21 protein-coding genes are annotated in these 23,194 nt (G+C 68.1%); 9 read left to right on the forward strand and 12 right to left on the reverse strand.

What is annotated here, in order from left to right; genetic code table 11:
• Positions 1–118 precede the first annotated feature (118 nt).
• On the reverse strand, positions 119–799 hold the full coding sequence (gene msrA / locus ACVCMG_RS00900; RefSeq protein ID WP_447098718.1) for a peptide-methionine (S)-S-oxide reductase MsrA: 681 nt from the start codon (positions 797–799) through the stop codon (positions 119–121).
• A 121-nt stretch (positions 800–920) separates the two neighbouring features.
• Here msrA and ACVCMG_RS00905 point away from each other — a divergent pair, with 121 nt between their 5' ends.
• Positions 921–1,739, forward strand: a complete 819-nt coding sequence (locus tag ACVCMG_RS00905; RefSeq protein WP_447114677.1) for an arylamine N-acetyltransferase family protein — start codon at positions 921–923, stop codon at positions 1,737–1,739.
• Position 1,740: 1 nt separating this feature from the next.
• On the opposite strand, the gene ACVCMG_RS00910 is transcribed toward ACVCMG_RS00905, so the two are convergent.
• Genes ACVCMG_RS00910 through ACVCMG_RS00920 form a run of 3 tightly spaced genes read right to left on the reverse strand, consistent with a single transcriptional unit; the run spans position 1,741 to position 2,891 of the window.
• Positions 1,741–2,004 (reverse strand): RNA-binding S4 domain-containing protein, encoded by a 264-nt coding sequence (locus ACVCMG_RS00910; protein WP_395118963.1) that lies wholly within the window; start codon positions 2,002–2,004, stop codon positions 1,741–1,743.
• A 30-nt stretch (positions 2,005–2,034) separates the two neighbouring features.
• Positions 2,035–2,478 carry a barstar family protein gene (locus ACVCMG_RS00915; protein ID WP_447114678.1) on the reverse strand — a complete coding sequence of 148 codons (444 nt, stop codon included), beginning with the start codon at positions 2,476–2,478 and terminating at the stop codon, positions 2,035–2,037.
• Positions 2,475–2,891, reverse strand: a complete 417-nt coding sequence (locus ACVCMG_RS00920; RefSeq protein ID WP_447106237.1) for a ribonuclease domain-containing protein — start codon at positions 2,889–2,891, stop codon at positions 2,475–2,477. The genes ACVCMG_RS00915 and ACVCMG_RS00920 overlap by 4 nt, the downstream gene beginning before the upstream one ends.
• Before the next feature lie 141 nt (positions 2,892–3,032).
• On the opposite strand from ACVCMG_RS00920, the gene ACVCMG_RS00925 reads away from it, so the two are divergent.
• Positions 3,033–4,586 carry a POT-type proton-dependent oligopeptide transporter gene (locus ACVCMG_RS00925; protein WP_447114679.1) on the forward strand — a complete coding sequence of 518 codons (1,554 nt, stop codon included), beginning with the start codon at positions 3,033–3,035 and terminating at the stop codon, positions 4,584–4,586.
• A gap of 21 nt (positions 4,587–4,607) precedes the next feature.
• On the opposite strand, the gene ACVCMG_RS00930 is transcribed toward ACVCMG_RS00925, so the two are convergent.
• Positions 4,608–5,450 (reverse strand): DUF72 domain-containing protein, encoded by an 843-nt coding sequence (locus tag ACVCMG_RS00930; protein ID WP_447114680.1) that lies wholly within the window; start codon positions 5,448–5,450, stop codon positions 4,608–4,610.
• A complete protein-coding gene (locus tag ACVCMG_RS00935; RefSeq protein ID WP_395118953.1) occupies positions 5,447–6,238 on the reverse strand; it encodes a phosphatase PAP2 family protein in 792 nt (263 codons plus the stop codon). The genes ACVCMG_RS00930 and ACVCMG_RS00935 overlap by 4 nt, the downstream gene beginning before the upstream one ends.
• Before the next feature lie 134 nt (positions 6,239–6,372).
• Here ACVCMG_RS00935 and ACVCMG_RS00940 point away from each other — a divergent pair, with 134 nt between their 5' ends.
• Both ACVCMG_RS00940 and ACVCMG_RS00945 read left to right on the forward strand, forming a co-directional pair.
• The gene (locus ACVCMG_RS00940; RefSeq protein ID WP_447106235.1) at positions 6,373–8,073 is read left to right on the forward strand and encodes a serine hydrolase; all 1,701 of its coding nucleotides are present in this window, start codon (positions 6,373–6,375) and stop codon (positions 8,071–8,073) included.
• A gap of 46 nt (positions 8,074–8,119) precedes the next feature.
• Positions 8,120–9,766 carry an alpha/beta hydrolase gene (locus ACVCMG_RS00945; RefSeq protein WP_447100197.1) on the forward strand — a complete coding sequence of 549 codons (1,647 nt, stop codon included), beginning with the start codon at positions 8,120–8,122 and terminating at the stop codon, positions 9,764–9,766.
• A gap of 51 nt (positions 9,767–9,817) precedes the next feature.
• Here the strand turns inward: ACVCMG_RS00945 and ACVCMG_RS00950 are convergent, their stop codons facing one another.
• From ACVCMG_RS00950 to ACVCMG_RS00960, 3 genes are all read right to left on the reverse strand, one after another.
• Entirely contained in the window at positions 9,818–10,240 is a 423-nt protein-coding gene (locus tag ACVCMG_RS00950; protein WP_447114681.1) for a VOC family protein, read from the reverse strand.
• Between the two features lie 134 nt (positions 10,241–10,374).
• Positions 10,375–11,190, reverse strand: a complete 816-nt coding sequence (locus ACVCMG_RS00955) for a DUF6597 domain-containing transcriptional factor (RefSeq protein WP_447114682.1) — start codon at positions 11,188–11,190, stop codon at positions 10,375–10,377.
• 41 nt (positions 11,191–11,231) lie between these two features.
• Positions 11,232–13,631: a DUF3772 domain-containing protein gene (locus ACVCMG_RS00960; protein WP_447114683.1), complete on the reverse strand. Its 2,400-nt coding sequence runs from the start codon at positions 13,629–13,631 to the stop codon at positions 11,232–11,234.
• A gap of 212 nt (positions 13,632–13,843) precedes the next feature.
• On the opposite strand from ACVCMG_RS00960, the gene ACVCMG_RS00965 reads away from it, so the two are divergent.
• Complete coding sequence (locus ACVCMG_RS00965; protein WP_447115427.1) at positions 13,844–15,682, forward strand: ABC transporter ATP-binding protein; 1,839 nt, start codon at positions 13,844–13,846, stop codon at positions 15,680–15,682.
• Between the two features lie 35 nt (positions 15,683–15,717).
• On the opposite strand, the gene arsH is transcribed toward ACVCMG_RS00965, so the two are convergent.
• Positions 15,718–16,482 carry an arsenical resistance protein ArsH gene (arsH, locus tag ACVCMG_RS00970; RefSeq protein ID WP_447106230.1) on the reverse strand — a complete coding sequence of 255 codons (765 nt, stop codon included), beginning with the start codon at positions 16,480–16,482 and terminating at the stop codon, positions 15,718–15,720.
• Between the two features lie 73 nt (positions 16,483–16,555).
• On the opposite strand from arsH, the gene ACVCMG_RS00975 reads away from it, so the two are divergent.
• From ACVCMG_RS00975 to ACVCMG_RS00990, 4 genes are all read left to right on the forward strand, one after another.
• On the forward strand, positions 16,556–17,059 hold the full coding sequence (locus tag ACVCMG_RS00975; RefSeq protein ID WP_447106229.1) for an arsenate reductase ArsC: 504 nt from the start codon (positions 16,556–16,558) through the stop codon (positions 17,057–17,059).
• Positions 17,056–18,141, forward strand: a complete 1,086-nt coding sequence (arsB, locus tag ACVCMG_RS00980; protein WP_447114684.1) for an ACR3 family arsenite efflux transporter — start codon at positions 17,056–17,058, stop codon at positions 18,139–18,141. The genes ACVCMG_RS00975 and arsB overlap by 4 nt, the downstream gene beginning before the upstream one ends.
• Before the next feature lie 4 nt (positions 18,142–18,145).
• On the forward strand, positions 18,146–18,517 hold the full coding sequence (locus tag ACVCMG_RS00985) for an ArsR/SmtB family transcription factor (RefSeq protein WP_447114685.1): 372 nt from the start codon (positions 18,146–18,148) through the stop codon (positions 18,515–18,517).
• Positions 18,518–18,641: 124 nt separating this feature from the next.
• Positions 18,642–22,130 carry a class I SAM-dependent DNA methyltransferase gene (locus ACVCMG_RS00990; protein WP_447114686.1) on the forward strand — a complete coding sequence of 1,163 codons (3,489 nt, stop codon included), beginning with the start codon at positions 18,642–18,644 and terminating at the stop codon, positions 22,128–22,130.
• 45 nt (positions 22,131–22,175) lie between these two features.
• Here ACVCMG_RS00990 and ACVCMG_RS00995 read toward each other — a convergent pair whose 3' ends face one another.
• Entirely contained in the window at positions 22,176–22,583 is a 408-nt protein-coding gene (locus ACVCMG_RS00995; protein ID WP_395118929.1) for a VOC family protein, read from the reverse strand.
• Positions 22,584–22,719: 136 nt separating this feature from the next.
• Positions 22,720–23,190: a cupin domain-containing protein gene (locus tag ACVCMG_RS01000; protein ID WP_395118927.1), complete on the reverse strand. Its 471-nt coding sequence runs from the start codon at positions 23,188–23,190 to the stop codon at positions 22,720–22,722.
• Positions 23,191–23,194: the final 4 nt, after the last annotated feature.

Here is a 23,194-nt window from a genome sequence, read left to right on the forward strand (position 1 = left end):
CGAAGCTTCCGACATGGGGGTCGTGCCGTCACACGCAAGGCGACCCCTGTCGCAGGAGCGCCCTTGGGCGCGATGCCTTTTCGTTGCGTCACGAAGAGCATCGCGCACGAGCGCGCCCCTACAAAGCGGCCTGGTAGAGCTCGGGGAACAGCCGCTGCAGGTGGGCCACCTTGGGCGCATCGTTGATCACGATGTACGGGTTGCGCGGGTGCAGGTCGTAATAGTGCTGGTGATAGGCCTCGGCCGGGTAGAACGCCGTGAGCGGAACCACCTGGGTGACGATCGGCGCGGCGAACGCATGGGCCGCCGTCAGCTGGGCGATGTAGTCGGTGGCGATCTTCTTCTGCTCGTCGTTGCCGTAGAAAATTACCGAGCGGTACTGGGTGCCGCGATCCGGTCCTTGCCGGTTGAGCTCGGTGGGGTTCAGCGCGACCGAGAAGAACACCTGCAGCAGCGTGCCGTAGCTGACCCGGGACGGGTCGAACTCGACCTGCACCGACTCGGCGTGGCCGGTGTCGCCGCCGCTGACCTCATCGTAGTGGGCGGTGCTGGCGGTCCCGCCGGAATAGCCGGCGGTGACCTTGCGCACGCCCTTCACGTGCTCGAATACCGCCTCGATGCCCCAGAAGCAGCCGCCGGCGAGCACGGCCACCTCGTCGTGCGCGGTGGAAGGCGCCGCATCGACGACGGGCGAGGGCAGGCGCACGCCTTCATGAGCAGCCGCGGCGGGCTGGCAGGCCGCGAGGCCGGCGAGCAGGAGCGCGGCGGCAAACGGAAACAGGCGGCGTGGACGGATCATGGGCAACCTCGCTGACGATGGCGTGCGGACGCACTCAACCCATCATTCGTCGACGGGAGGGCGGCGGTTACCTCGCGACGGTGCGGCGCTACCATGGGCGGCGAATTCGCTGGAGGGTTGCATGCCTGACGCCGTCAATCTGGACGCCTACCTGCGCCGCGTGGGCTGGTCCGGCCCGGTCGGGGTGGATCTGCCGACCCTGCGCGGGCTGGCCATCGCGCACGTGGCCACGATCCCGTTCGCCAACCTCGATCCGCTGATGGGCCGGCCGGTTGATCTCGGTCTGGCGGCGTTGCAGCGCAAGCTGGTCGACGAGGGCCGTGGCGGCTACTGCTTCGAGCAGAACTTGCTGTTCGAAGCGATGCTGCGCGAGATCGGCTTCGAGGTGAGCGGCCTGATCGCCCGCGTGCTGTGGGGTCATCCGGAGGATACGCAAACCCCGCAGAGCCACATGCTGTTGCGCGTCGAGCTGGAGGGCGAGAGCTGGCTGGCGGATGTCGGCTTCGGCGGCCACGTGCTCACCGGTGCGCTGCGGCTGCTGCCGGATATCCGGCAGGCCACCGCGCACGAACCCTTCCGGTTGCTGGAACGCGATGGCGAGTGGCGCATGCAGTCGCTGGCGCATGGCCAGTGGCGCACGCTGTACCGGTTTGATCTGCGCGCGGTGCCGATGGTCGATTACGTGGTGGCCAATCATTACGTGTCGAGCCACCCGGCCTCGCGCTTCGTCAGCCATCTCTTGCTCGGCCGCACCACCGCGGATCGACGGTTGGGCCTGCTCGATTACGAGTTCACCATCCGTCGCGATGGCCAGGAGCCGGAGCGCCGGCAACTGCGCGACGTGGCCGAGCTGCGCGAGGTGATGGAAGGTGAATTCCTGCTGCCAGCTTCCGCGGTCGAGGCGCTCGGCGATCGCCCGCAAGGCTTGCCGCGCGCCTGATTCAGCGGTGCCCGCCGGCCGACGGGCGGCCGTCTTCGTCGCCCAGCGGGTCGGCCAGCACGTGGATTTCCACGTCGTCGAGGGTGACGAACTGGCCTGCGCGGATCTTGCAGGTCTTGCGCAGTTCCACGGTGCCGTCGACCTTCACCGCGCCGCTCGCCACGATCGCCTTGCCGGCGCCGCCGCTGTCGCACAGTCCGACCAGCTTCAGCAGCATGTTGAGTTCGACGTAGCCGCCTTCCAGTTCAAATTCGATGGTCTGCATGGTCTTGCCGTGGGGAGGGATGGTCCGCGCTCAGGCGGAAGGATAGGCGTGCTCGAACGCGCTGTCGGGCAGCGCCAGGAAGGCGAACCAGGGATGGTCGTGCTCTGCGCCGAAGGTGGCGGCGTCGTCCAGCACGCCGAGCAGGATCTCGTAGTCGCGGCTGGCCGTCGCGCGCAAGTCGTCGACGTGCTCGAACAACAGCACGTGGCCCCACGCCGGCAGCCAGCCGAGATCGCGCAAGCAGTCGGCCAGCGCGTCCCAGTTGTGACCGAAGCTGGCCGGCAGCTGCAACGACACCGCCAGGCGGTGCAGCAGTTCATCCTTGTCGTGGCAGCCGGCAAGGTCGGTGCGACACACGTGCAAATCGTCACGCGCCGCGATGCGGGCCAGCCGATCGAGATCGTCGACGCCGACGAAATACACGCCGCTCAGCGCGGGCCGGGTCAGGTCCAGGTCGAAACGGTCCGCGCTCATCGCGCCACCTCGAAGCGACGGAAGCTGCGGTAGTGATCGTCGGTGTAGTACCAGACTTCCGGCGGCGTGCCGCCGGTGACGATGCGCCGCGCGCCGCGGTTGCGCGCGCCCGGAGTCTCGACCGTGTACTCGTGGTAGTAGCCGCGTGGCTCCTTGGGCAGCGAGCCTTCGTAGTTGCCGAACACGGCGCCGTCCTGGCGGTGCTCGAACGGACCGCCGGCGGCGATCCGCTGCACCATCGCGCGCGCCTGCGGCGGCAGCGATGCCATCGCGTCGTCCGCCGGTGCCACGCGCGTGGCGACAGGGTTGCCGGGGGAGCCGGCAGGCGCGCCCGGCGCTTCGCCGTGGCGCTGCCACAGCAGCACGGCGACGATGGCGATCAGCAGCAACAGCAGCGGTCGAATACGGCGCATGGTTCTCGCGGCAGGCGGTGGCGAGGCGAGCTTAGCAGGGCCGAACGGGGCTGCAGGCTTCCTTCATCGAAGGAAATTACGCACACTCCGCCTTCGCCTCGATACAGCGCGTGCGCTGCCCACCCGACTTCCGGAGCCCGGATGAGCACCACCTCCGACCATGATCGCGGCCGCTTGCCGCGCCAGATCGCCTACATCATCGGCAACGAGGGTTGCGAGCGTTTCTCGTTCTACGGGATGCGCAACATCCTCACTCCGTTCCTGATCACGAGCTTGCTGCTGTACCTGCCCGAGGGCCAGCGCATGCTGGCGGCGAAGGACGTGTTCCACACCTTCGTGATCGGCGTGTATTTCTTCCCGCTGTTGGGCGGCTGGATCAGCGACCGTTTCTTCGGCAAGTACAACACCGTGTTGTGGATGAGCCTCGTCTATTGCGCCGGTCACGCCTGCCTGGCGATCTTCGAGGACAACCGGCTGGGCTTTTTCGCGGGACTGGGCCTGATCGCGCTGGGCGCGGGCGGCATCAAGCCGCTGGTGGCGTCGTTCGTGGGCGACCAGTTCGACCAGTCGAACAAGCACCTGGCGAAGATGGTGTTCGACGCGTTCTACTGGATCATCAACTTCGGCTCGTTCTTCGCCTCGCTGCTGATGCCGCTGTTCCTGCACCACTTCGGCGCGGCGGTGGTGTTCGGCATTCCCGGGGGCCTGATGTTCGTCGCCACCGTGGTGTTCTGGCTGGGCCGCAAGCAGTACGTGATGGTGCCGCCGGGGCCGCCGGACCAGCACGCGTTTTCGCGGGTGGTCCGTACCGCGCTGCTGACGCAGCGGCCGGGTCAGACGCGGCCGGGCTTGTGGCTGGCGGTGGTCGCGGTGGTGGTGGCGCTGGCGTCGTTCGCGCTGGTGCCGTCGCTCGGCTTCGTGATCGCCGCATGCATCGCGCTGGTGGTGCTGATCGGCGGCGTGGGCGGCGGCGCCTGGCTGCAGATGGATCGCGCACGCGGCGCGCATCCGGACGCTGCGGTCGATGGCGCACGCAACGTGCTGCGCGTGCTGGTGATCTTCGCGCTGACCACGCCGTTCTTCTCGCTGTTCGACCAGAAGGCCTCGACCTGGGTGATCCAGGGTGGCGAGATGACGATGCCGTCCTGGTTCCGGCCGGCGCAGATGCAGGCGCTGAATCCGTTGCTGGTGATGCTGCTGATCCCGTTCAACAACCTGGTGCTGTACCCGCTGTTGCGCCGGCTCGGCTACGAGCCCACCGCGCTGCGCCGGATGACCGCCGGCATCGCGTTCAGCGGCCTGGCCTGGATCGTGGTGGGCGGCCTGCAGGTGGTGATCGACGGCGGCGATCCGCTGTCCATCGTGTGGCAGGTATTGCCGTACGCGCTGCTCACCTTCGGCGAGGTGCTGGTCTCCGCGACTGGTCTGGAGTTCGCCTACAGCCAGGCGCCGGCCTCGATGAAGGGCGTGGTGATGAGTTTCTGGAACCTCACCACCACGGTCGGCAACCTGTGGGTGCTGCTGGCCAACGCGGCGGTGCGCAACGAAAGCGTGATCGGTTCGATCGCCCACAGCGGGCTCAGCGTCACCGCGTTCCAGATGTTCTTCTTCGCCGCTTTCGCCTTGCTCGCTGCGCTGGCGTTCGGCCTGTACGCCAAGCGTTATCGCGAAGTCGACCACTACCGCCCTGCCTGATGCAGGGGGCACTCCTGCAGATCACGTGGCGGCGCCCGAGCGATCGCGCCCGCCCTGCGGCGCCGAATCCACGCGTGATTGCAGCGCCATCGCGGCGGCCGGGTTGCGGTGCTTGGCGGCGCTGATGAAGAACACGAACACGTCGCGCGGCTTGCCTCGTGGCTGCACGGCGGCCGCGTGCGGAAGGTCGGCGATGTCCTCGCCGGCAGCCCAGGCTTGTGCACGCGTGGCCCAGAGGTCGAGCGCGTCGGGGGCGTAGCCGGTCGGGATGCCGTCGACGCTGCGCATCAAGCGCGCATAAGCGAAGTCGCCGGTGAGATCGGCCAGCGACGGGTACTCGGTCGAGTCGGTGAACACGGTGGGTACGCCTCGTGCGCGGGCCAGTTCCACGTACGGTGCGCAGGCGAAGCTGGGGTGGCGCACTTCCAGCACGTGGCGCAGAGGGTGCCCGTTCAACTCGCGCGGCAGGGCGTCCAGGAAGGCCGCCACGTCGTCGGCATCGAACCGTCGCGACGGCGGCAGCTGCCACAGGATCGGCCCCAGCCGGTCGCCCATCTCGACGAGGCCGCCGTGGATGAATCCGCCGATGCCCTTGCCGGTGTCGGCCAGCCGCTTGCCTTCGGTGATGTAGCACGGCGCCTTCAGCGAGAAGACGAAACCGTCCGGCGTTTCCGCCGCCCACTTCGCGTACGTGGCCGGTTTCTGCGCGCCGTAGAAGGTGCCGTTGATCTCGATCGCGCGCAGCTGGCGGCTGGCGTATTCCAGCTCGCGCCGTTGCACGAGTTTCGTCGGGTAGAAGTTGTTGCGCCACGGTGCGTAGGTCCAGCCGCCGATGCCGACGCGGATCGTGCCGTGCTTGTTCATGGCGTGGCCCCGCCGGGCTGGTGGCGCAGCCATTCGGAGGTGCCCATGCACAGCACCAGCCACGCCGCGCCGATGGCATAACCGGCCATCACGTCACTGAGGTAATGCACCTGCAGCAGGATCCGGCTGACGCCGATCACCCCGACCATCAGCACGGCGCCGGCGATGACCGCGCGATGGAAGCGCGGCGTCAACCGCAGCAGCACGTAGGCCAGCATGCCGTAGAACACCATCGCGCCGAACGCGTGCCCGCTGGGGAAACTCCAGCCCGGCTCGACGATGAAACCGTGGTCGTGCATCGGGCGGGCACGGCGGAACAGCGCCTTCAGCCCGCCGTTGATCGGCAGGATGCCGAGCAGGGCCACGCTCCAGCTCGCCGCCAGCGTCCACTGGCGTCGCAGCAGCAGGATGAGCAGCACCACGGCCGCCGCGCTGGCGACCCACAAGGTGTCGCCCAGATGCGTGATGGCGGCGATCACGCGCAGCGCCGGCACCGGCAGATGGGCACGGAGGCTGGCGGCGAGGCTGGCGTCGAAGCCGTCCAGGCCGGTCGTCGGCTGGCCGGAAATCGCCAGCGCGAGGCCGCCGAAGAACAACCCCAGCACCATGCACAGCAGCAGGCCCGTGCGCCAGCGCAGCATCGTCGGCGCCTGGCCCAGCAGCGCAGCGCGCCGCTGCCAGCGCGCGTTGCGCCGCCAGGCCAGGTCGCCGGCCAGCAAGGCCAGCAACAACAGCAGCGCCCACAGCAGCAGGGAGTGCAGCGCAATCCATTCCGCCAGCGTGTTCATTGCGATCCTTGTTTCGCTTGCCGATCCGCGCATGATCGCGGCTTGCGCGGCCGGCGTCGAGTTGGATGCCGGGCTGGCCTTGCGGGCGATTTCTCGCGATAGTGCGCGGGTCGTCGCCCTGGGGGAGAACTTCGATGGTCCAGCGATTCGGGTCCGTGCGTGCGCTGTCGTTCCGGCTGTTGGCCGGCCATGCCTTGCTGGTACTCGGCGCGTCGGCGCTGGCGCAGGCCCCGGCCACGCAGCAGCTGCCGCCGCCGGTATCGACCGGCGACATCGTGCAGCCGCTGCTGCCGGCGCAGCTGCAGGATTTCGACGCCTACATGGCGGATACGCTGAAGACCTTCGAGGTGCCCGGCATCGCGGTGGCCATCGTCAAGAACGGCAAGGTGGTGATGGAGCGCGGCTTCGGCGTGAAGGAGCTGGGCAAGCCGGACCCGGTCGACGCGCACACGCTGTTCGCGATCGCCTCCAACACCAAGGCCTTCACTGCCGCGGCGCTGCAGCAGCTGGCCGACGCGGGCAAGCTGGACATGGACGACCGCGTGATCGACCACCTGCCCTGGTTCCGCATGTCCGATCCGTACGTGACGCACGAGATGCGCATTCGCGACCTGCTGGCGCACCGCAGTGGCCTGAGTCTGGGCGCGGGTGATCTGCTGTACTGGCCGCCGTCCTCGTACACCACCAGGGAAGTGGTCGAGCGGTTGGCCAAGGTGCCGCTGAAGAACGGTTTCCGCAGCCACTACGCCTACGACAACATCCTGTTCGCGGTGGCCACCCTGGTGATCGAACAGGCTTCCGGCCAGAGCTATGCCGATTACGTGCGCGAGCACCTGTTCAAGCCGGTGGGCATGGAGGAGTCGCTGATCGACATGACTTACCTGAAGCCCGGCATGGACGTGGCTGCCGGTCATGCCCCTTACGAGTTCAAGGACATCAAGCCGGTGCCGCCGATGGCCTGGCTCAATGATCCGGGCGCTGGCGGCATCTACTCCAGCGTGCATGACCTGGCCAAGTGGATGAACGTGCAACTGGCCGGCGGCGCCTTGCCGACCGTGGGCGCCGACGGCAAGCCGCGGCGCGTGTTCTCCGAGAAGAGCCACCACGAGATGTGGTCGATGCTGACGCCGATACCGATCAGGAAGGCGTCGATCCCCGAGCTGGAGCCGCTGACACCGGACTATTACGGCTATGGCGAAGGCTGGTTCCTCGGCCAATACCAGGGCCGCAAGCTGGTCTGGCATACCGGCGGCTGGCCCGGTTTCGTCTCGCGCGTGACGATGGTGCCCTCGTTGAAGCTCGGCGTGGTGGTGCTGACCAACCAGCAGTCCGGCGCCGCGTTCAACGCGGTGACGTACCGAGTGCTGGATGCGTACCTCAACCCGTCGCACAAGACCGACTGGGTGGCGGTGTACGAGAAGGCCGTGCAGCACGCCCAGGCCAAGGCCGACGACAGCGTGGCGAAGCACGAGCAGGCGCGCGACAAGCGCAGCAAACCTTCGTTGCCGCTGGCCGATTACGCCGGCACCTATCGCGACCCGTGGTACGGCGACGTCATCATCAGCCAGGAGCGCGGCAAGCTGCGCATGCGCTTCGGCAAGACCGAACAGCTGGTCGGCACGCTGACGCCGTGGCAACACGACAGCTTCACCGTGCGCTGGGATGACCGCTCGCTGGACGCCGATGCCTTCGTCGATTTCGCGCTGGACATGGACGGCAAGATCCGTGAAGTGCGCATGCAGCCGATCTCGCCGCTGACCGATTTCAGTTTCGATTTCCAGGACCTGCGACTGGTGCCGGTGGAGGCCGCCACCGGGGCGTCAGCAGGCAAGTGATCCATCACGGCGCCGTTCGCGGCGTCCACGCCGAAGGGGAAGGGACATGAATCATCGTCGTCACGCCGGGGCGATCCTGCTGGCTTTCGGCTTGCTCGTCGGCGTTGCCCAGGCACGCAGCGACAAGGCGCTGGAACATCGCTACATCCGCGTCGAACTGGGCGCGGCCAGCACGCAAGCGACTTCGGGCCGGCTGCTGCTGTTCGCGGTCGATGCCAAGGCGGCGCAGGCGGCGGCCGAAGCGGAGTCCAAGGGCAAGAGCAGCGTGGTCGAGTCGGTCGACGCCGATCCGTTCAGCGGCACGGTGACCAGCGTGGCCGCGCGCGAGGTGGACCACTGGGCGCCGGGGCAGGCCATCGACATCGACACCAACCGCATGGCGTATCCCGCGGAGTGGTCGCAGCTGCCGCCGGGCGATTACCTGGTGCAGGCCGTGCTCGACGTGAACCATGACTACAACTACACCGGGCGTGGTGCCGGCGATCTGGTCAGCGACGTGGTCAGGCTGCATCTGCCGGCGACCGGCGTGCCGGAACTGGTCCTGGCGAAAGCGTTGCCGACGGACGGCGATCCCTGGGCCGTGCCGGATTCGGCCCCGCCGGACCTGCGCGAACGTGTGGCGGCGGTACGCCCGCACGCGCACCTGGTCGATTTCACCAGCCCGTCGCTGAGTGCGTTCTGGGGCCGGCCGATCCACATGCGCGGTTGGGTGCTGACCCCGCCCGGCTACGACGCCGCGGCTGCCGCGCGTTACCCGACCGTCTATTACACGCAGGGTTTCGGCGGCAACAACGAGCGCGTGATCGGCCCGGTCGTCACCGTCTACACCGCGATGGCGAAGCAGCAGATGCCGCCGATGATCTGGGTGTTCCTCGACGAGTCCAGCCCCACCGGCACCCACGAGTTTGCCGACTCGGTCAACAACGGCCCGTGGGGACTGGCGCTGACCACCGAGCTGATCCCGCATCTCGAAGCGCACTACCGCATGGATGGCGATGCCAACGGCCGCTTCCTCAACGGCCACTCCTCCGGCGGCTGGGCCACGCTGTGGCTGCAGACGCGCTACCCGAAGCTGTTCGGAGGCACCTGGTCGACCTCGCCCGACCCGAGTGACTTTCACGATTTCACCGGCGTGGATCTTTACGCGCCGCACGCCAACGTCTACCGCCGGCCCGACGGCTCGGCCTACCCGCTGGTGCGCAACCACGACAAGGTGCTGGGCACCTTCGAGCAGTTCGCGAAACTCGAACGCGTGCTGGGCAGCTACGGCGGCCAGCTGGCGTCGTTCGAGTGGGTATTCTCGCCGCGCGGTGAGGATGGCCGGCCCGTGCCGATGTTCGATCGCGACACCGGCGCCGTCGACCCGGCGGTGGTGGCGTACTGGCGTGATCACTACGACATCGCGCACCGCCTGCAGCAGCAATGGCCGCAGCTGAAGCCCGACCTGGACGGCAAGATCCATCTCTACGTGGGCACGGCCGACACGTTCTATCTCGACGGTTCCGCGCACAAGCTGAAGGCCGTGCTCGATGGCCTGGGAGCGAAGACGGAGTTCCGCTTCCTGCCTGATCGCACCCACGGCAACCTGTACTGGATCGGCGAGGACCACCACGGCCTGCTCAAGCAGATCAGCTGGGCGATGTATGCGATCGCGCGGCCGGATTCCAGGCTGAAGCCCGTCGTCACGCCCTGATCCTCATCGCGCCGTGGGGCGGGCACCGCCCGCCGCCCGCGCGTTTCCGGTTCATTCCGGCTGCCACGGGTTGTAGCTGCCGATGTACCAGAGGTGGCCTTCCGGGTCGTGGCAGCTGTAGCCGGCGCCGCCGTAGTCCTTTTCGGCGTAGTCGTCGGCGATCACCGCGCCGGCTGCCTTTGCCCGCTCGTAGTGGGCCTTGCAGTCGGTCACGGTCACGCAGGCGCACTGCGTCTCGCGACCGCCGATCTCGTCGGGTTGGGCAATGTGCCGGCCGAAATCGTCATGACGCACGCCGCCGAGCATGATCATGCCGCGGCCGTAGGCCAGTTGTGCGTGCTCGACCTGGCCGGCGTCGTTTTCGTAGACCGCGTGCCGTTCGAAACCGAATGCCTGGCAGAGCCAGGCGATGGCCGCGTGGGGGTCGCGATAGCGCAGGCAAGGGATGATGGTGCTGCCGCCGGACTGTTCCATGGGGTACCTCCGTGGTGGAATTTCGCAGAGCCGGTGAGGCGGTCATTCCGCTTGCACGAAACGACGTCACGGCCCAGCAGGGACGCGACCAGACTAGCCCCGCTAGGCGTGGCGGTCTTGTAGATTTCCGTCGCTCAATCGAGCGGCAGGTGGTTCGAGTAGGGACCGCGCGCAGCCATGAATGCGGTCGGCGTGACGCCGGCGAACTGGCGGAACTCGTGGGTCAAATGGGCCTGGTCGAAATAGCCGCCATCGGCCGCCACCTGGCTCCAGTTCACCGCCGACTGCGCTGCCGCATGATCCACCACCGCGCGAAAGCGCAGCAGCCGCGTGTAGTGCTTGGGACGCATGCCCACCTGGTGCTGGAACAGCATGCCGAAGCAGCGCTCGGACAAGCCTGCCTCGCGCACCAGCGGCGCGATGCGTTGCACCTGCGGCGGGTCGGCCAACCGATCCAGCGCGTAGGCGATGGCGGGATGCAAGGCGGTGCTGTGCAGGCGTCGCACCAGCCACCGGGTCAGCAGGCGCAGGCGGCCCCGTGGTGCGGGGGTTTCCAGCAGTTGCTCGCGCAGCAGCGCGGCGGCCGGCCCGAACAAGTCACCCAGGTCGACGTCCCGTCCGATCAGCGTGGTGGCGTCCTCGCCGGTCAGCGCGTGGGCGCCTCCCGGGCGGAACACCACGCCCATCACGCGGATCTGTTCGGCGGTGTCGATGATCTCGCTGCGCAGGGTGGGGCCGCCAAGCACGCAGGCGGACGAGCGGATACACCGCCGCGCCGCGTCATCGGTGTAGACACGGGTTTCGTCCTCGTGCAGGTTGATGATGAGCTGCGCCCCGGGTTGCGGCAGCACGCGCTCGTGGCGATGCGCCGCGGGCGGCATGTCCCAGTCCCACACTTTCGCGATCAGCTTGTCCAGCGGTGGCCCGGGCAGGTAGTACTGGAATCCCATCGGCTCGTCTCCGTGGATACGCGGCAGTCTGGCGTGCCGGCTCAGCCCGTCTGTTCGTCTTCCTCGGCCAGCGGTGGCAGGGTGCGCACCAGTTGCGCGCGCACCAGCGGCAGTCGCGCGCGGCGCAGGCGCTGCAGCAGTTCGAACAGCAGGTCGCTCTTGACGCCGCCGGTGTCACGCGGGCTGCCGACGTAGGCCACGCAGTTGAAGGTCATCGAGCCGGCATCGAGGCCCTCCAGTTGCACGTAGGGCGCCGGCGCGGCCAGTGTGCCCGGGTGTGCGCCGAGCACCTCCAGCGCCAGTGCCCGTACCTTGTCGGCGTCGGTGTCCAGCGGCATCGGCAGCTTGATCTGCACGCGGCCCAGCGCGTTTGCCTGGGTCACGTTGCGCACGTTCTCGGTGATCAGCTGCGAGTTCGGCACGATCACGGTGGATCGGTCCCACAACTGGATCTCCGTGGCGCGCACGTTGATCCGGCGGATGTCGCCCTCGACCTCGTTGAGGCTGACCCAGTCGCCCACCTTCACCGGCCGTTCCACCAGCAGAATCAGGCCGGAGATGAAGTTCTGCACGATCGCCTGCAGGCCGAAGCCGATGCCCACCGACAGCGCGCTGACGATCCAGGTGATGCTGGTCAGGTTGACGTGCAGCGCGGCCAGGGTCAGCACCAGCACCAGCAGGCCGCCGAGGTAGCCGAGCAGGGTGACGATGGAATCCTGCATGCCCGGTTCCATCGTCGACTTGGGCAGCAACTGCTCGCGCAGCCAGCGCTTGAGCATGTGCAGCAGCACGCCGCCGCCCACCAGCACCAGCACCGCCCGGAAAATGTTGCCGGGATTGATCGGCAGATCGCCCAGTTTCAGGTTGCCGAAGGTGCGTAGGGCGCTGGCCAGCAGGTCGCCCGGGCCGGCGCCGAACGGGGTCAGCACGATGGCGATGGCCAGCAGGGTCAGCAGCACCTTGGCGATGCCGGCGAGCAGGGTGGCGGCCTGGTCCAGCGCATGCGGCGCCAGCTGGAAGGATGCCTGCAGCCGCTGGCCGCCGCGTTCGTGCGGCGACAGCGCCACGTGGATCAGGTCGTTCAACAGGTGGCCGAGCAGCCACGCGCTGGCCACCACCACGCCGACCCACAGCATCTGCACCGCGGCGAAGAACGCCAGCGCGATGTAACCGGTGGCCACGCCGAGCCAGCTCACCAGCACGCCCAGCACTGCGCCGGCACCGAGCGCGCCGACCCACAACGGCTGATGTTCGACCACGCCCTCGGCCGCCGCCTGCCGCCGCGCCCCACGCAAACGCCACCAGCCCGCCGCGATGAGACCGCTGACCACCAGCGCCACCGCGCCGCGCGTGGCCACCGTGGTCGGCAAGCTGGAGCCGATCGTGCGGCTGATGCGCTCGACCAGGCCGAACAGCAACGCGGCGGCGCCGAGCAGCCAGGGAAGCATGCGCAGGCGCTGCGCAGCCAGGTCGGACAGCGGCGGCAGGCGCCAGCTCGGCCGGCGCACGGAGAGCAGCGCGCGGCCCAGCCCGGTGACAAACGCCGCAAACAGCACCAGCCGTACCGCCGAGCGCGCCAGCGCGTCGAGGTCCGGTGCGAGGATGTCGTTCCGGTTCAGGCCCAAGTACGCCAGCTGGGCGGCGATGCCGGTGGTGAGCAGCGCGGTGAGCGCGACCGCCACCGCCATCGCGCTGCGGCGCAGATGGCCGTCCGGCACGTGGCGCGTGGCCAGGCGCAACAGCAGCCGGTCGAGCAGCCAGCGGCCCACGCCAAGCCACAGCAACGCGCCAATCAGGCACAGCAGCAGTGGCGTGCGGTTCGGCGCTTCCCACGCCTCGCTCCAGGCATCGGCCACGCGACCGCCGAGGCGATCCAGCCGTGCCAGGTCATCGGGAAAACTGCGCGCCGGCTCGCTCCAGAATGCGCGGCCGAACGGCGATGCCGTGCGCGAGGCCAGCCGCGCCTGGAACGCGTCGTTGCGCATGCCGGTGATCTGCGCGGCCAGTTGCAGCGCGTTCTGGCCCAGCAGCTGCGCCTGCTTGATCCGTGCATCCAGCGCGGCGCCGGCCTTGTCCAGTTGCCGCCGCTGGGCCGCGACCTGCGGCGCTTCCGGCGCCGCGCCCTTGGCCGGCGGCGGGCCCAGCACGTCGAGCTGCGCCTGCAGCGCGGCCAGCTGGGGCGCCAGGTCGCTGGCCAGTTGCCGCGCCTGGTCCTGCACCGCCAGCGCGTCGTTGCGCAGGTCGCCGAGCGAGCTGGCGGCTTGCTTGTCCTTCAGTGCTGCCTTGAGTGCATCGAGGCGATCGTCCAACTGCTCCAGCGACTGCGCCGGCGTGGCGGCGCTCGCCGCCGATGCCGGCGCGGCGTCGCCTTGCTGGGCGTGCACGGCGAGGCTGCCGCAGGCGAGCAGGGCAAGCAGGAGGAGGCGGCATGGTGTGGGCATCCGCGCATGATCGGAGCGGTGCGACAGGCGGTCAATCGTGTTGGCGTCCTGCGCGGCGGAAGGCACGGCGACGGTTCAGCTTGGTTGCGCGGTGGCTCGCGCGGGCAAGCGCGCCTGGCCCCGCAGTCGCCGCCGCTGGTCACGCTTGGGTCCTTGCATGCAGCCAGCCGCGCACCCACGCTAGAGAACCTGCCTGTTGCGTGCCGCCCATGATCTTTCGCTGGTTCGAATCCCTCATCGACGCGTTCAAGGAGCCGGCCGACGGCATGCCGCCGCGGCCGGTGTGGCGTTTCTACGTGTTCTATCTGCGCCAGGTGTGGCCGGTGTTCGCCGCCACGCTGGTGGTCGGCTTTGGCGTGGCGGTGGTGGAGGTGTCGCTGTTCGGCTTCATCGGGCGCATCGTGGACATGGCCAGCGGCACGCCGGCGGACCTGTTCCGCCTGCACGGCCAGGCGCTGATCTGGATGGCGCTGGTCGCACTGGTGGCGCGGCCGCTGCTCGGCGGCCTGCACGACTTGCTGGTGAACCAGGCGATCCTGCCCAGCCTCACCAACCGCATCCGCTGGCAGCACCATCGCTACGTGATCCGCCAGAGCCTGGGCTTCTTCCAGAACGATTTCGCCGGGCGCATCGCCAACCGCATCATCCAGACCGGCGCCTCGCTGCGCGATTCGGCCGTGCAGATCGTGGACGCGATCTGGTACATCGTGATCTACACCGGCAGCGCCATCGCGCTGTTCGCGCAGGCCGACGGCTGGTTGGCGGTACCGCTGACGGCGTGGATCTTCTGCTACATCGGCTTGCTGGCCTTCTTCATTCCGCGGGTGAAACAGCGCTCGTGGAAATCCTCGGAGGCGAAATCGAAGCTGATGGGCCGCGTCGTCGACGGCTACAGCAACGTGATGACGCTGAAGCTGTTCGCCCACACGCGCCGCGAGGAGGCGTACGTGGCCGAGGCGATGGGCGAGTTGATCGACAAGCATCGCCTGACGACCCGCCTGACGACGGCCATGGACGTCAGCATCACCGCGCTCAACGGCTTCCTCATCACCGGCACCTCGGCGCTGGCGATCTGGTTATGGAGCGAGGGGCGGGTGACCACCGGGGCGATTGCGTTGTCGATCGGGCTGGTGATCCGCATCAACAACATGTCCGGCTGGATCATGTGGGTGGTCAACGGCATCTTCGAGAACGTCGGCACCGTGCAGGACGGCATCACCACCATCTCGCAGCCGCGCGCGGTGCAGGACCGCGAAGGCGCGATGCCGCTGGAGGTGACCAACGGCGCGGTGCGCTTCGAGCACATCCACTTCCACTACGGCAAGCGTGGCGGCGTCATCGCCGGGCTGGATCTGGACGTGCGCGCGGGCGAGAAGATCGGCCTGGTCGGCCCGTCCGGCGCCGGCAAGTCCACCCTGGTCAACGTGCTGCTGCGGCTGTACGACCTCGAGGCCGGGCGCATCCTGATCGACGGCCAGGACATCGCACACGTCACCCAGGAAAGCCTGCGCTCGCAGATTGGCGTGGTCACCCAGGACACTTCGCTGCTGCACCGCTCGATCCGCGACAACCTGCTCTATGGCCGCCCCGACGCCAGCGAGGCGCAGGTGGCCGAGGCCGTGCGCAAGGCGCGCGCCGACGAATTCATCCTGCAGCTCAGCGATGGCGAGGGCCGTCGCGGCTACGACGCGCTGGTCGGCGAGCGCGGCGTGAAACTCAGCGGCGGCCAGCGCCAGCGCATCGCGATCGCCCGCGTGCTGCTGAAGGACGCGCCGATCCTGGTGCTGGACGAAGCAACCTCGGCGCTCGACTCCGAAGCGGAAGCGGCGATCCAGGACAGCCTGGACATCCTGATGCAGGGCAAGACGGTGATCGCGATCGCGCACCGCCTCTCCACCATCGCGCGGATGGACCGGCTGGTGGTGCTGGACAAGGGACAGATCGTCGAGACCGGCACGCACGCCGAGCTGATCGCGCACGAGGGCTTGTACGCGCGACTGTGGAAGCGGCAAACCGGTGGCTTCGTGGCGGCGGAGGATGCACTCCCGTAGGAGCCCGCTGGCGGGTTCCTACGAGAGCTGCGGGCTCAACATGCCGCGCCGCTGCAGCAGGCGGGTTTGCCCGCCGTCGCCGCGCTTTCCAGCACCTCGGCCGCCGCCGTCAGCGCCTTCGCCGCGGCGGCGCCCTTGCGCTCGCTGTAGCGGCTGACCAGGTAGTCGCTGCGCCCGCGCACCAGCAGGGTGAACTTGAACAGCTCCTCCATCACGTCCACCACGCGGTCATAGAACGACGAGGGCTTCATCCGGCCGTCGTCGTCGAACTCCTGCCAGGCCTTGGCCACCGAGGACTGGTTCGGGATGGTCAGCATGCGCATCCAGCGGCCCAGCACGCGCAGGGTGTTGACCACGTTGAACGACTGCGAGCCGCCGCAGACCTGCATCACCGCGAGCGTGCGCCCCTGCGTGGGCCGCACGCTGCCGTCTTCCAGCGGCAACCAGTCGATCTGGTTCTTGAACACGCCGGTGATCGTGCCGTGCCGCTCGGGGCTGACCCACACCTGGCCCTCGGACCACAGCGACAGCGCGCGCAGTTCCTGCACCTTGGGGTGGCTGGCCGGCACGCTGTCCAGGAGGGGCAGTTCGTGCGGGTCGAACACCCGCGTCTCGGCGCCGAAGTGGCGCAGGATGCGCTCGGCTTCCAGCGCCAGCTTGCGGCTGAACGACTGCGGGCGCAGCGAGCCGTACAGGATCAGGATGCGCGGCGGGTGGCCGGCGTCGGCCGGCAAGGCCAGCTTGGCCAGGCTGGGGGTATCCAGCACGTCGGCGGCGACATGGGGCAGGTCCGGGATCACGGCAGTTCCTGTTGCATTGGTTTGTCAATTCTATAACTATGGAAATATGGAAACCAACCCGGAACCGCCGCCCATGCACCCGTGTCGCGTCCTGTTCATCTGTACCGGCAATTCGGCCCGCAGCATCCTGTCCGAGGCCACCCTCAATCATTTAGGCGCGGGACGCTTCGCGGCGTTCAGCGCCGGCAGCCAGCCCACCGGGCGCGTCAATTCCTACGCGATCGAGGAACTCCAGGCCCACGGCATCGCCACCGAGGGACTCGCCAGCAAGTCGTGGGACCGCTTCACCGAAGCGGGCGCGCCGCCGCTGGACATCGTGATCACGGTTTGCGACAACGCCGCCAGCGAGACCTGCCCGGTGCTGTTCGGCGATTTCGTGAAGAGTCACTGGGGCCTGCCTGATCCGGCTGCCGCCCGGGACGCGGACGCCGCCGCGGCGTTCCGGCGTGCGCACGCGCTGATCGTGCGGCGGATCACCGCACTGCTGCAGCTGCCGGTGGAAACGATGGGCCGCGACGAACTGAAACAGGCGCTCGACCGCATCGGCAGCCTCACCGGCGAGGAAGCCGACGCATGAACCAGCCATCCGCCGCACTCGCCGCCGACGGGGTTGCTCCGGACGGCGCCAGCATCGGTTTCTTCGAGCGCTGGCTCACGCTCTGGGTGCTGCTGTGCATCGTCGCCGGCACGCTGCTGGGCCACCTGCTGCCCGGCAGCTTCGCATCGCTGGGCGGCATGCAGGTAGCCCAGGTGAACCTGCCGGTCGCCGTGCTGATCTGGTTGATGATCATCCCGATGCTGCTGAAGATCGACTTCGGTGCGCTGGGCGGCGTGCGCCGCCAGTGGAAGGGCATCGGCGTCACGCTGTTCGTCAACTGGGCGGTGAAGCCGTTCTCGATGGCGTTGCTGGGCTGGATCTTCATCCGTCACCTGTTCGCCGGCCAGCTGCCGGCCGCACAGCTCGACTCCTACATCGCCGGCCTGATCCTGCTGGCCGCCGCGCCGTGCACGGCGATGGTGTTCGTGTGGAGCAACCTGTGCAACGGCGAGCCGGCGTTCACGCTGAGCCAGGTCGCGCTGAACGACGCCATCATGGTGGTGGCGTTCGCGCCGATCGTGGCGCTGCTGCTGGGCATCTCCTCGATCACGGTGCCGTGGAACACGCTGTTGCTGTCGGTGCTGCTGTACATCGTGGTACCGGTGGCGCTCAGCATGCTGCTGCGGCGCCAGCTGCTGGCGCACGGCGGCGAGGCGCGCTTGCAGAAACTGCTGCAGCGGCTGGGGCCGGTGTCGCTGGGCGCACTGCTGGCCACCCTGGTGCTGCTGTTCGGTTTCCAGGGCCGGCAGATCCTCGCGCAGCCGGCGATCATCGCGCTGCTGGCGGTGCCGATCCTGATCCAGGTGTATTTCAACGCCGGCCTGGCCTACTGGCTCAATCGTCGCTTCGGCGTGCCGCACTGCGTGGCCGGCCCGTCGGCGCTGATCGGCGCCAGCAACTTCTTCGAGCTGGCGGTGGCCACCGCGGTGGGCCTGTTCGGCGTGCATTCCGGCGCGGCGCTGGCGACCGTGGTGGGCGTACTGATCGAGGTGCCGGTGATGCTGTCGGTGGTGCGCATCGTCAACCGCAGCAAGCGCTGGTATGAATCGGCCCGGGAGTAGCGCCATGCAGAACAGGCAAGCCATCACCATCCTCGCCGCGCTCGCCCAGGAGTCGCGCCTGGCGGTCTACCGGCTGCTGGTCGAGCATGCGCCGGAAGGACTGGCGGCCAGCGCGATCGCGGAGAAGCTCGGCCTGCCCAACGCCACGCTGTCCTTCCACCTGAAGGAGCTGTCGCACGCGGGCCTGGTGAGCAGCCGGCAGAGCGGGCGCTTCATCTACTACGCGCCGGTGATCGAGGTGATGGACGAGCTGGTCGGCTACCTCACCGATCACTGCTGCAGCCAGTCCGGTGGCACCTGCGCACCGGCTACGCGCAAGAGCGCGCCGGCCAAGCGCGTGGCCGCGGCCGGCAGGCGGCGGTCGGGTTCGGCCTGAGCTTTTGCACGCGGCGGCGCAGACGGCGAAGTGAGGGCAGGGCGTGGAACCGGATATCCTCGGCGGCGGGGCTATCGAAAGGAATGATCGTGGAACATCTCCTTGCCGTTGCATTGAAACACTCATGACGACCACCCGCATGGAAGCCGCCGACGCCTTCATCGCCAAATGGCGCGGCGTCACCGCCTCGGAGCTGTCCACCGCGCAGAGCTTCGCGCTGGACCTGTGCAGGCTGCTCGACGTGGAAGCGCCGCACCCGGATGCCGAGCAGCAATACATGTTCGAGCGGCCGGTCACCTTCAGTCACGGCGACGGCAGCAGCTCGGCCGGACGCATCGACTTGTACAAGCGCGGCTGCTTCGTGCTCGAAGCGAAGAAGCTCAAGGCGCCCACCCATACCAAGGGCTTCGACGACGCGATGCTGCGCGCACGCAGCCAGGCCGAGCAGTACGCCCGCGCGCTGCCGGCCAGCGAGGGCCGCCCGCCGTTCCTGCTGGTGGTGGATGTGGGCAACCGCATCGAGCTGTATGCGGAGTTCAGCCGCTCCGGCGCCACCTACACGCCGTTCCCCGACCCGCGCAGCCACCGCATCGCGCTCGACGAGCTGCGCGAGGAAAAGATCCGCGCGCGCCTGCGCACGATCTGGACCGACCCGCTCGCGCTCGACCCCAGTCGCGAATCCGCCCGCGTCACCCGCGAGATTGCCGCGCGGCTCGCCACCCTGGCGCGTAGCCTGGAAGCGGCCGGCCACCGCGCCGAGGCGGTCGCGCAGTTCCTGATGCGCTGCCTGTTCACCATGTTCGCCGAAGACGTGAAGCTGCTGCCGAGCGACAGCTTCCGCGACCTGCTGCTGAAATACGCCGACCAGCCCGACACCGCCATGCGCATGCTCGGCCTGCTCTGGCACGACATGGACAAGGGCGGCTTCAGCGGCGCCATCGCCAGCGAGGTGCTGCACTTCAACGGCAAGCTGTTCAAGCAGCCCGACACGCTGCCGCTCACCCGCGAGCAGGTCGCGCTGCTGATCGAGGCGGCCAAGGCCAAGTGGGAACACGTCGAGCCGGCCATCTTCGGCACCCTGCTCGAACGCGCGCTCGACCCCGGCGAGCGGCACAAGCTCGGCGCGCACTACACCCCGCGCGCCTACGTCGAGCGGCTGGTGCTGCCCACCGTGATCGAGCCGCTGCGCGGCGAATGGAGCGACGCCCATGCCGCCGCGCTCACCCTCGCCGCCGAAGGCAAGGCCGACGAGGCGGTGAAGACCCTGCGCGCATTCCACCACCGCCTGTGCACGGTCAAGGTGCTCGACCCTGCCTGCGGCAGCGGCAACTTCCTCTACGTCACGCTGGAACACCTGAAGCGCCTCGAAGGCGAAGTGTTCAACGCGCTGGACGAACTCGGCTACCGCCAGACCGGCCTGGCGCTGGATGGTGAGCGCGCCGACGCGCTCGGCGGCGAAACCGTCGACCCGCACCAGCTGCTCGGCATCGAGCTGAACCCGCGCGCCGCCGCCATCGCCGAAGTGGTGCTGTGGATCGGCTACCTGCAATGGCACTACCGCACCCGCGGCGACATCAACCCGCCGCAGCCGGTGATCCGCGACTTCCGCAACATCGAGAACCGCGATGCGGTGCTGGCGTACGACCGCATGGAATACGTGCTCGATGAGCGCGGGGTGCCGGTCAGTCGCTGGGACGGCGTGAGCATGAAGCCCTCGCCCGTCACCGGCGAGGACGTGCCGGACGACAGCAAGCGCGTGCCGCTGGAGTGCTACGTGAACCCGCGCAAGGCGGCGTGGCCGGAGGCGGATTTCGTGGTGGGGAATCCGCCGTTTATTGGATCGAAGCGGATGCGCGAAGCGCTTGGTGACGGTTACGTTGACGCTCTTCAAGAGTCATGGCCCGAGGTGCCGCAAGCGACCGACTTCGTCATGCGTTGGTGGCACCACGCCGCCGCGCTCACCCGCCAAGGCGCACTTGAGCGATTCGGACTTATCACCACCAACAGCCTTCGCCAGACATATGTGCGACGAGCAGTCGAGCCGCACCTGACCGGAGAGCCCCCGCTTTCCATCACCTTCGCTATCCCCGACCATCCTTGGGTCGACAGCGCCGATGGTGCAGCCGTACGCATCGCGATGACTGCGGGGAAACGTGGACGTCTTCTCGGCACTCGTCTGGACGTGGTGGAAGAACGTGGGGAAGCTGACAGCAACAACGATGATCTTGTTGTCCGCATGACCAGCAGAGTTGGGTGTATCAATGCCGACCTATCGATTGGAATTGACGTAACTGGCGCTGTTGCGCTGCGTGCCAATCAGGACCTGTGCTCGGTCGGGATGAAAACTATTGGCTCGGCCTTTCAGGTCGATGCGGATAGGGCCGCCAAACTTGGACTTGGTTCGACACCTGGACTCGAAGTACACATTCGCCCGTACCTCAATGGTCGTGATTTCACGGGCACCGCTCGTGGCATTTTTGTCTTGGATTTTTTTGGGCAAGACGTGGAGACCCTTCGAGAAAAATTCCCTGCGGCGTATCAGTATTTGCTTGAGTACGCGAAGCCAGAGCGCAACCAGAACCGCAACTCGATTTTTCGTGAACGCTGGTGGGTCATCGGTCATCCGCGCCAACAATTCCGCAAGGCCACCGCGGGTTTAAGCAGATACATCGCTACGATCGAAACATCAAAGCATGGATTTTTTGCTTTCGTTCCCATCCAAATAACACCGGATAGCACGTTGGTTACGATTGCCGTGGAAAACTCTGCGGTACTTGGGACGTTGTCCTCAAGCATTCACAAGACGTGGTTCCTTGCTGCGGGCGGTTTGTTGGAGGATCGGCCTAGATACAACAAAACCACGTGCTTCGAACCTTTCCCATTTCCCATCGCCACCGACGACCAACAAGCCCACCTCCGCACCCTCGCCGAGCAACTCGACGCCCACCGCAAACGCCAGCAAGCCGCGCACCCCGAGCTCACCCTCACCGGCATGTACAACGTGCTGGACAAGCTGCGCAGCGGCGAGCCGCTGACCGCGAAGGAGCGGGTGATCCACGAGCACGGCCTGGTCTCGGTCCTGCGCCAGCTGCACGACGAAATCGACGCGGCGGTGCTCGATGCCTACGGCTGGGGCGACCTGTTGCCGCCGCTGCGCGTGGCGCACGGTAATGACGCGCCCGCCGATGGCGCCAGCCGCGATGAGGCGAAGCGCGCCTTCGACGAGGCGATCCTCGAACGGCTGGTGGCGCTCAATGCGGAACGCGCGGCGGAGGAAGCGCGCGGCCTGGTCCGCTGGCTGCGCCCCGCATTCCAGCACCCGACCGCGCAGGCGGCACCGGAGCAGGCCGAGCTTGCCGCCGGGCAGGGCGGGGACGAAGCCGCTGCACCGGCCGCCGCGGCCAAGCCGCTGCCGTGGCCGAAGGACGCGGTGGCCCAGGTGCGTGCCGTAGCCGACGCGCTCGCCGCCAGTCCGGTCGCGCTCGACGTGGACGCGCTGGCGACCCGCTTCACCGCCCGCGGCCCGTGGAAGAAACGCCTGCCGCAACTGCTCGACATGCTGGTGGCGCTGGGCCGCGCCCGCGAACAGGACGGCCGCTACAGCAGCCGATGACGGTACCGGGCGCTGCGTCAGCGGCCACCACGGCAGCGGACATCATCAACCCGGCGGGATGGCCGCCGGGTCCATCCAGAACGCTTCCCACACGTGGCCATCGGGATCGGCCAGGCTGCGGCTGTACATGAAGCCGTGATCCTGCGCGGGGTTGATGTCGGCCGTGCCGCCGTTCGCCGCGGCCGTGCCGTTCATGGCATCGACCGCGGCGCGGTCGTCGAGTGAGATCGCCAGCATCACTTCGCTGGCGCCTGCGCTCGGCAGCGGCCGCTCGGTGAAGCCGCGCCATTTGGCGTGGGTGAGCAGCATGACGTGGACGGCCTCGCTCCACACCATGCACGCGGCGGTGTCGTCGCTGAAGTGGGGGTTGTTCGCAAAGCCGAGGGATGCGTAGAAGGCCATCGACTTCTTGAGGTCGGCGACCGGCAGGTTCACGAAGATCATCTTGGGCATGGCGGGGTCTTCCGGTGGTGGTGGATACGGAGAGCGGCGCTGCTCGTCTCCCGTAAGACGATTGGCGGGCAGCGATTTCGACACGGCCGGCGAAGGTTGCCGCCGCCGCCCGGGCTGCGTCGCCCCCGAGCCACGTTCAGCGGTCCCGCACATCCGGCATCGCCACGCCCAGCTCGCGGCAATGGCGTTCGTACTCCGCCAGTTGCGTGCTGGCCGAGGCGCGGGCGGTCACCGCACCGCCCGGGCCGAGAAACTCGACCGTGCCCATCACGATCACCAGCGCCAGCATCGGCTCGTCGCCGACGATCTTCCACCAGTCGGTGTTGCCCGGCGGCTCGTAGACGTAGTCGCCCGGGCCGATCAGCTCGCCGGTGCACAGCTTGCGCGTGCCGCTGAGGTTGTACGCGTGGATCTCGCCGGTGTGCCGATGCAGCGGCATCACCGTGCCCGGTTCCATGCGCAGCAGCTCGACGAAACCGCGGTCGTCGGCGAAGAAGCGCAACGGGCTGGACGACTTGCCGGGCGTGGAGGAGGGCACCCAGTGCCGCGCGGCGGCGGTGCTGAAGCGGGCGGGCAAATAGTCGTGCAGGCGGGCGGAACGATTCATGGCG

It is taken from the genome of Rhodanobacter sp. UC4451_H18 (assembly GCF_052978225.1).

Coding starts and splice junctions, on each gene's coding strand:
- ACVCMG_RS00920 (WP_447106237.1), bottom strand. CDS start 2,891: ATGCGCCGTATTCGACCGCTGCTGTTGCTGCTGATCGCCATCGTCGCC.
- ACVCMG_RS00930 (WP_447114680.1), bottom strand. CDS start 5,450: ATGAACAAGCACGGCACGATCCGCGTCGGCATCGGCGGCTGGACCTAC.
- ACVCMG_RS00985 (WP_447114685.1), top strand. CDS start 18,146: ATGCAGAACAGGCAAGCCATCACCATCCTCGCCGCGCTCGCCCAGGAG.
- arsB (WP_447114684.1), top strand. CDS start 17,056: ATGAACCAGCCATCCGCCGCACTCGCCGCCGACGGGGTTGCTCCGGAC.
- ACVCMG_RS00955 (WP_447114682.1), bottom strand. CDS start 11,190: ATGGGATTCCAGTACTACCTGCCCGGGCCACCGCTGGACAAGCTGATC.
- ACVCMG_RS00935 (WP_395118953.1), bottom strand. CDS start 6,238: ATGAACACGCTGGCGGAATGGATTGCGCTGCACTCCCTGCTGCTGTGG.
- ACVCMG_RS00960 (WP_447114683.1), bottom strand. CDS start 13,631: ATGCCCACACCATGCCGCCTCCTCCTGCTTGCCCTGCTCGCCTGCGGC.
- ACVCMG_RS00975 (WP_447106229.1), top strand. CDS start 16,556: ATGCACCCGTGTCGCGTCCTGTTCATCTGTACCGGCAATTCGGCCCGC.
- ACVCMG_RS00910 (WP_395118963.1), bottom strand. CDS start 2,004: ATGCAGACCATCGAATTTGAACTGGAAGGCGGCTACGTCGAACTCAAC.
- ACVCMG_RS00915 (WP_447114678.1), bottom strand. CDS start 2,478: ATGAGCGCGGACCGTTTCGACCTGGACCTGACCCGGCCCGCGCTGAGC.
- msrA (WP_447098718.1), bottom strand. CDS start 799: ATGATCCGTCCACGCCGCCTGTTTCCGTTTGCCGCCGCGCTCCTGCTC.
- ACVCMG_RS00945 (WP_447100197.1), top strand. CDS start 8,120: ATGAATCATCGTCGTCACGCCGGGGCGATCCTGCTGGCTTTCGGCTTG.
- ACVCMG_RS00995 (WP_395118929.1), bottom strand. CDS start 22,583: ATGCCCAAGATGATCTTCGTGAACCTGCCGGTCGCCGACCTCAAGAAG.
- ACVCMG_RS00925 (WP_447114679.1), top strand. CDS start 3,033: ATGAGCACCACCTCCGACCATGATCGCGGCCGCTTGCCGCGCCAGATC.
- ACVCMG_RS00990 (WP_447114686.1), top strand. CDS start 18,642: ATGACGACCACCCGCATGGAAGCCGCCGACGCCTTCATCGCCAAATGG.
- ACVCMG_RS00940 (WP_447106235.1), top strand. CDS start 6,373: ATGGTCCAGCGATTCGGGTCCGTGCGTGCGCTGTCGTTCCGGCTGTTG.
- ACVCMG_RS01000 (WP_395118927.1), bottom strand. CDS start 23,190: ATGAATCGTTCCGCCCGCCTGCACGACTATTTGCCCGCCCGCTTCAGC.
- ACVCMG_RS00950 (WP_447114681.1), bottom strand. CDS start 10,240: ATGGAACAGTCCGGCGGCAGCACCATCATCCCTTGCCTGCGCTATCGC.
- ACVCMG_RS00905 (WP_447114677.1), top strand. CDS start 921: ATGCCTGACGCCGTCAATCTGGACGCCTACCTGCGCCGCGTGGGCTGG.